This window comes from Aeromonas lacus (genome assembly GCF_000764665.1).
GTDB lineage: Bacteria > Pseudomonadota > Gammaproteobacteria > Enterobacterales > Aeromonadaceae > Aeromonas > Aeromonas lacus.
The window spans coordinates 1-534 of record NZ_JRGM01000007.1 but is presented as its reverse complement, the minus strand read 5'-3'; the positions used below and the strand labels follow the sequence as shown (position 1 = coordinate 534).

General features: G+C 42.5%; 1 protein-coding gene. It reads right to left on the bottom strand.

The features are described 5' to 3' along the window. Positions 1 to 534 (bottom strand): hypothetical protein (locus LG31_RS21135; protein ID WP_033112466.1); only part of this gene is annotated, 534 nt, incomplete at both ends.

Here is a 534-nt window from a genome sequence, read left to right as displayed (position 1 = left end):
CACCTGCATGTGCAATGCTGCCTAGAGTATTCAAACTAACGTTAAGTGCAGTTTTGTTCAGTGTGAAGTTCTTGTCGTCAACTGCTTTAACTTGGGCATCAACGTAGTCTTTGCGAGTACTGGCAGCTGCATTATTTGTTTGTGGTGTGCTTTGGATAAAGTCCGTTGCAGTCAGAGAACCTTGCATTGTATCGCCAGCTTTCTGCACGCACTTAGCATCATTCAAATCGGAATATGCTTTGCTGTCTTCGACTGCTTTAGTAAATGCATCGGTAACTGCTTTGGTTTGGGCTGCGTCTTTACTGTCTGAATATGCTTTACTGTCATTTACTGCTTTAGTGAATGTGTCTGTGATTACTTTGGTTTGGTCCGCATCCTTACTGTCCGAGTACGCTTTGGCATCTTGCAATGTCTTGGTGTTGTCGGTTTTAGTTGCGAATTGCTGCTGCACATAACCTTTATTCACTAGTTCACTATCTTCAACGAATACAGTTTGTTTGTATTTGATGGGCTTAAAGATTTCTGCACCTTGCG